Consider the following 6,000-nt stretch of genomic DNA (forward strand, 5'->3'; position numbering starts at 1 on the left):
CTGTGATTCATGCAGTATTCACAGGTGGGGTGGCCCGCGATGGCGTACGAGATTCCGACGCCGAAGTACCTGCGCGTGTTGAACACGCTGCGGAAGCGCATCGAGGACGGCGACTACGTCCCCGGTGCGGCGCTGCCGTCGGAGAACCAGCTCTCCACGGAGTTCGGGGTGTCCCGTCCGACAGTGCTCAAGGCGCTCGGCATCCTCAAGCAGGATGGCTGGATCGAGTCGCAGCAGGGCAAGGGCAGCTTCGTGCGCGGTCGTCCCGCCTCCGGCCGTACCTCCCCGGACTACGCCCGGGACGCCGTCGAGCTGGACGAGACGGGAGAAACGGAGATCCTGCACGTCGGCCCGGTCCTGGCCTCGCCGCGTATCGCGGCGGAGTTGCAGATCCCCGACGGCACACCGGTCTACGAGCGGCGTCGTCGGACCGTGTCCGAGGCGGGACCGGTGGACCTGGTGTCCACCTTCGTGCCGGTGGACATCGCGGTGGGTACGGACATCACCAAGCCGGACCCGATCCCGGGCGGCCTGCTCGACCTCATCGCCCGACACAAGGGCCTCCGCGCCGACTACGCCACCGAACGCATGACCGCCCGCCGGGTCAACGAAGCCGAAGCGGCGGCCCTGGACGTCCCGGCCGACGAGTCGGTGATGAGCGTCGTCATCACCGTCCACCAGGCGTCCGGCGACCCGATCATGGCATCAGTGCTGGTCATGCCCGGCAGCCGCCACGAGATCGAGGACACCTACGCACTTTCCTGACCTGGTCAGGACCACACATCACCGTAGAAGTCCTCATCATCGTCGGCCGGCGGCAGCGGGGTCCGCCACCACAGCTCGATGAGGAACTCCTGCGTGTCGGCCTGCCTGCGGTGAACGCGGACGCCGTAGACGCCGGCTCCCTGCGGAGGAGTGACCTCCATTGCCGCTCCGGAGGTGATCACCTCAACGATTAGCTCTCCGGTCGGGCAGTGCAGCTCAAGCTGTCGAGATCCGTCCCATAGGCCGCTGTCCGGCGCGGGCTCACTGGCCCACGTCCGGAGTTCAAGGCCCACCTTCAATGCGTTCGAGAGAACTCGAACACAGATCCCGTACGTGGACGCGCCGGCTACCTTGTCCTCCGCGTCTCGGTATGACTCGCCCTCGTCGCCGGCATCACACCACACGTCCCGCAGGACGAAGTGGCCATAGTGGGGACTGAAGGTGGTGCGGCGCACCATGAGCGGCTTCATGGGACCAGAGATTGGCACCACCGTCCGACACTCCCGGATACCCGCCAGTCGTGCAGTTCGAGGGCCTGAACCTCGCCCGTACGCGACTACGCAGCGTTGTAAACCGGGTGGATCGTCGGATGACTGCCGGATCGCCAAGCAGGCGAAGCGGGCGGCGGCCACGGCCAGGCCGAGCAAGGGCAAGGGAGCGACGTCCAAGGTCAAGGCGAGCGATGCCCCGCCCAAGGCGTTCAAGGGCAAGCCGGCGAAGCGGAACGTGGCTGAAGCGAAGCGGGCGGCCCGTAAGGCGGCCAAGGGCACGAAGGCGGCCCGTCCGGCACGCGGACCCGCCTCGGGCGGCACGGCCGGCGCTACTGGCACGCCAATGGCACGCAAGATCAAAGACAGCTAGTACGAGAACGGCCCAGGCTCGGCGAGTATGCCGCTGACCTGGGCCGGAAGGTGTGGAGCGGGCGACGGGAATCGAACCCGCACCGTCAGTTTGGAAGACTGAAGCTCTGCCATTGAGCTACGCCCGCGTACGCCCGGCAACCGGGACGCGCCGCAAGCCTACTCCCACCCTCGTACCCCGGCATTCCCTCCCCCCGGCCCCCGTCTTCCCGGTGATCAAGAGGTTTGCGTCACCCTCGACGCCTTCCCCTGACGCAAACCTCTTGATCATCGAGGCCACGCCGGGGGCGGCATCGAGGCCACGCCGGGGGCGGCACCGGGGCCATGCCGAGCGCGAGCCGGGCGCGGGTGGGGGACAGGCCGGTGGGGACGCCCCGGCATCCCCGGCGGGGCGCGACGGCATACACTTCTTTCGCCACGGGGTGTGGCGCAGCTTGGTAGCGCACTCGCTTTGGGAGCGAGGGGCCGTGGGTTCAAATCCCGCCACCCCGACTGCGTGCGCATCCCGGGATCACCCCCGGGAGGCGACGCCGATCCGTGCGGTTCGCCGGGCGCTGCCGGAGCAGCGTCCCGGCTCGCCTACACTCGATGCGCGCAATCACGCCCAGACCCAGACCCACCACTGAGATCCGTCAAGGAGTACGCCTGTGAAGAGCACCGTCGAGACTCTGAGCCCGACGCGCGTGCGGCTCGCCATCGAGGTGCCGTTCGTCGAGCTCGAGCCGAGCCTCAAGAAGGCGTACCGGGAGATCGGCCAGCAGGTCCAGGTTCCCGGCTTCCGTCGGGGCAAGATCCCGGCCGCCGTGATCGACCAGCGGGTGGGCCGGGGCACCGTGCTCAACGAGGCGGTGCAGGAGGCCATCCCGCAGAACATCCTCGCCGCGGTGCGTGAGCACGACCTCAAGACGCTCGGCCGTCCCGAGGTCGAGATCACCGAGTTCAACGACGGTGACTCGCTCAACTTCACCGCCGAGGTCGACGTCCGGCCCGAGCTGACCCTGCCGGACCCGGCCACCGTCGAGGTGACCGTCGACGAGCTGCAGATCGACGAGAGCGAGATCGACGAGCAGGTCAAGAACCTGCGGGAGCGGTTCGCCACGCTCAAGACCGTCGAGCGGGCCGCCGCCGAGGGTGACTACGTGCAGATCGACCTGAACGCGACGGTCGACGGCGAGGACGTGCCGGGCGGCTCGGCGAGCAACATCTCGCACGAGGTCGGCAGCAAGCAGCTCCTGCCGGGTCTGGACGAGGCCCTGGTCGGTCTCGCCGCCGGCGACGAAACGACCTTCACCACGCAGCTCGTTGGCGGCGACTTCGCCGGCCGGGACGCCGAGGTGGCGGTGACCGTCCGCACGGTCAAGGAGAAGGAGCTGCCGGAGCTGGACGACGACTTCGCCCAGATGGCCAGCGAGTTCGACACCATCGAGGAGCTGCGCGCCGACCTGCGGGAGAAGGTCACCCGGGGCAAGCGGGTCGAGCAGATCTACGCCGCCCGGGACAAGGCCCTGGAGCAGTTGGTCGCCGCCGCCGAGGTGCCGGCGCCGGAGGGTGTCGTCCGCGAGGAGGTCGAGAGCCGCAAGCAGGCGATGGTCGACCAGCTGGAGCGGATCGGCGCCTCGATGGAGGAGTACCTCGCCGCCGAGGAGAAGACCGAGGAGCAGATCGACGCCGAGCTGACCGAGGCGGCGACCGAGGGCGTCAAGATCCAGCTGCTGCTGGACACCCTGGCCGACGCCGAGGACACCCAGGTCTCCGACGACGAGTTCGGCCACGAGATCGTCCACCGGGCGCAGCGCGCGGGGATGGCCCCGCAGCAGTACTACGACCAGCTGGTCCGCTCCGGTGCCGCCGCCGCCGTCTTCGGTGACGTGCGGCGCGGCAAGGCGCTCGCCTCCGTGATGGAGAAGATCAAGATCAAGGACTCGGCCGGCAACGAGGTCACCCTCGACGCCCTGCGGGCCGAGAGCGAGCAGGCGCACGACCACGACCACGAGCACTGATCCGACCCGGTAGGCCGCCGTGCGCCCGTTGCGGCGCGCGGCGGCCGAACCCCTTTTCCGGGTACGTCCCGAGCCTGCTGCGCTGAGAGCGAACAGTGCCGCGAGCGGGAGTCGATCACCCGGTGGAGCGGTTAATGTCGGGTACGACGGTACGGAGAGCGAAGGGCTGCCATGACCGACATGCACATCCCAGCGAAGCCGCTCCGGGCGATCGAAGCCCGAGGTGGCGACACCATTGGCAACCTCGACGACTCGGTCTACAACCGGTTGCTCAAGGAGCGCATCATCTTCCTCGGCAGCGAGGTGAACGACCAGGTCGCCAACCGCATCTGCGCCCAGCTGCTGCTGCTCGCGGCGGAGGACCCGGACCGCGACATCTTCCTGTGGATCAACTCGCCGGGTGGCTCGGTCTACTCCGGCATGGCGATCTACGACACCATGCAGTACATCGACAACGACGTGTCGACCGTGGCGATGGGCATGGCCGCCTCGATGGGTCAGCTGCTGCTCTGCGCGGGCACCAAGGGCAAGCGGTACGCCCTGCCGCACGCGCGGATCATGATGCACCAGCCGTCCGGTGGTCTCGGCGGCACCGCGTCGGACATCGCGATCCAGGCCGAGCAGATGCTCTACACCAAGCGGATGTTCCAGGAGCGGGTCGCCCACCACACGGGGCAGAGCCAGGCGCAGATCGAGGCCGACTCGGACCGCGACCGCTGGTTCACCGCCCAGGAGGCCATGGACTACGGCTTCATCGACAAGGTGATCATCGGAGCCACCCAGGTTCCGGATGGCGCCGGGACCCTGAGCTGAGGAGCTGACGATGACCGATCTGAGCCTGCCGCCCCAGTTCGCGGCCGTGCACAACCGTTACGTCCTGCCGTCGTTCGTCGAGCGCACCTCGTACGGGGTCAAGGAGTCCAACCCGTACAACAAGCTCTTCGAGGACCGGATCATCTTCCTCGGCGTCCAGGTCGACGACGCGTCGGCCAACGACGTGATGGCGCAGTTGCTGACGCTCGAGGGCACCGACCCGGACCGCGACATCATCATGTACATCAACTCCCCAGGTGGTTCGTTCACCGCCATGACGGCGATCTACGACACCATGCAGTACGTCCGGCCGGACATCTCCACCGTCTGCCTGGGCCAGGCGGCCAGCGCGGCGGCGGTGCTGCTGTCGGCGGGCACCCCGGGCAAGCGGATGGCGCTGCCGAACTCGCGGATCATCATCCACCAGCCGGCCACCGAGGGCGGCTACGGGCAGGGCTCGGACATCGAGATCCAGGCCCGGGAGATCCTGCGGATGCGCACCCAGCTGGAGGACATGCTCTCCCGGCACTGCAACCGGCCGATCGAGCAGGTCCGCAAGGACATCGACCGTGACAAAATCATGACGGCCGAGGAGTCCAAGGAGTACGGGCTGGTCGACACGATCCTGACCAGCCGCAAGAAGGGCCTGCTGGCCGCCAACTCGGCGCGCTGAGCACCATCGTTCGGAGGTCGGTCGGGGCGGGCAGTTCCCGGCCGACCTCTGACACACCCGTTTTGGGGGTCGGAGAAACCCTCGCCAGCGGGTAACGTCGGGGCCGTACGGCGTGGCCGGGTCGGACCGGCGGAACGGATTTCACCACGGACGGGCGCTCCGGCGCCCGCGGTTCAGGGCCGGTCTCCGGTCGACGAGTGCAGGGAGAACGTAGGTGGCACGGATCGGTGACGGCGGCGACCTACTGAAGTGCTCGTTCTGCGGCAAGTCGCAGAAGCAGGTCAAGAAGCTCATCGCGGGTCCAGGGGTCTACATCTGCGACGAGTGCATCGACCTCTGCAACGAGATCATCGAGGAGGAGCTGGCCGAGTCCGGCGAGGTGAAGTGGGAAGAGCTTCCCAAGCCGATGGAGATCTGCCAGTTCCTCGACAACTACGTCGTCGGTCAGGACCAGGCCAAGAAGGCGCTCGCGGTGGCGGTCTACAACCACTACAAGCGCATCCAGGCCGAGGCGGCCAACGCCCCCGGCTCCGGTAGTGACGCCGTCGAGCTGGCCAAGTCCAACATCCTGCTGCTCGGCCCGACCGGCTGCGGCAAGACGCACCTCGCGCAGACCCTGGCCCGGATGCTCAACGTGCCCTTCGCGATCGCGGACGCCACCGCGCTGACCGAGGCGGGCTACGTCGGCGAGGACGTGGAGAACATCCTCCTCAAGCTGATCCAGGCCGCCGACTACGACATCAAGCGCGCCGAGACGGGCATCATCTACATCGACGAGGTCGACAAGATCGCCCGTAAGTCGGAGAACCCGTCGATCACCCGGGACGTCTCCGGCGAGGGGGTGCAGCAGGCCCTGCTCAAGATGCTGGAGGGCACGGTGTCGAACGTG

The 6,000-nt window shown here is 68.0% G+C and carries 6 protein-coding genes and 2 tRNA genes (1 of these 8 cut by a window edge); 6 read left to right on the forward strand and 2 right to left on the reverse strand.

The genetic code is table 11. From position 1 onward, the window contains the following. The first annotated feature begins 39 nt into the window (after positions 1–39). On the forward strand, positions 40–765 hold the full coding sequence (locus ACN260_RS05505) for a GntR family transcriptional regulator (RefSeq protein WP_422754981.1): 726 nt from the start codon (positions 40–42) through the stop codon (positions 763–765). 5 nt (positions 766–770) lie between these two features. Here the strand turns inward: ACN260_RS05505 and ACN260_RS05510 are convergent, their stop codons facing one another. Together ACN260_RS05510 and ACN260_RS05515 are read right to left on the reverse strand one after the other, a co-directional pair. Further along, entirely contained in the window at positions 771–1,235 is a 465-nt protein-coding gene (locus tag ACN260_RS05510) for a hypothetical protein (RefSeq protein WP_422754982.1), read from the reverse strand. A 444-nt stretch (positions 1,236–1,679) separates the two neighbouring features. Further along, positions 1,680–1,753, reverse strand: a tRNA-Gly gene (locus ACN260_RS05515). A gap of 290 nt (positions 1,754–2,043) precedes the next feature. Between ACN260_RS05515 and ACN260_RS05520 the strand changes: the two genes are divergently transcribed. The 5 genes from ACN260_RS05520 to clpX all read left to right on the forward strand — a co-directional run. Continuing rightward, positions 2,044–2,117: transfer RNA gene (locus ACN260_RS05520), tRNA-Pro, on the forward strand. A gap of 155 nt (positions 2,118–2,272) precedes the next feature. Then, positions 2,273–3,625 carry a trigger factor gene (gene tig, locus ACN260_RS05525; RefSeq protein WP_422754983.1) on the forward strand — a complete coding sequence of 451 codons (1,353 nt, stop codon included), beginning with the start codon at positions 2,273–2,275 and terminating at the stop codon, positions 3,623–3,625. A gap of 171 nt (positions 3,626–3,796) precedes the next feature. Beyond that, positions 3,797–4,438, forward strand: coding sequence for an ATP-dependent Clp protease proteolytic subunit (locus ACN260_RS05530; RefSeq protein ID WP_067310650.1), 642 nt, complete (start codon positions 3,797–3,799; stop codon positions 4,436–4,438). Positions 4,439–4,448: 10 nt separating this feature from the next. Continuing rightward, positions 4,449–5,111, forward strand: coding sequence for an ATP-dependent Clp protease proteolytic subunit (locus ACN260_RS05535; protein WP_422754984.1), 663 nt, complete (start codon positions 4,449–4,451; stop codon positions 5,109–5,111). Between the two features lie 214 nt (positions 5,112–5,325). Beyond that, positions 5,326–6,000: the 5' portion of an ATP-dependent Clp protease ATP-binding subunit ClpX gene (gene clpX, locus ACN260_RS05540; protein ID WP_357928115.1), read on the forward strand. 621 nt of this gene lie beyond the right edge of the window; the window shows 675 of its 1,296 coding nt (coding positions 1–675); its start codon is at positions 5,326–5,328; its stop codon lies beyond the right edge, outside the window.

This window comes from Micromonospora sp. WMMD708, assembly GCF_049315245.1.
GTDB lineage: Bacteria > Actinomycetota > Actinomycetes > Mycobacteriales > Micromonosporaceae > Micromonospora > Micromonospora wenchangensis.

Excerpts from the sequence above, each read along its gene's own strand:
- ACN260_RS05505 (WP_422754981.1), top strand. The coding sequence starts at position 40 with ATGGCGTACGAGATTCCGACGCCGAAGTACCTGCGCGTGTTGAACACG.
- ACN260_RS05535 (WP_422754984.1), top strand. The coding sequence starts at position 4,449 with ATGACCGATCTGAGCCTGCCGCCCCAGTTCGCGGCCGTGCACAACCGT.
- ACN260_RS05530 (WP_067310650.1), top strand. The coding sequence starts at position 3,797 with ATGACCGACATGCACATCCCAGCGAAGCCGCTCCGGGCGATCGAAGCC.
- ACN260_RS05510 (WP_422754982.1), bottom strand. The coding sequence starts at position 1,235 with ATGAAGCCGCTCATGGTGCGCCGCACCACCTTCAGTCCCCACTATGGC.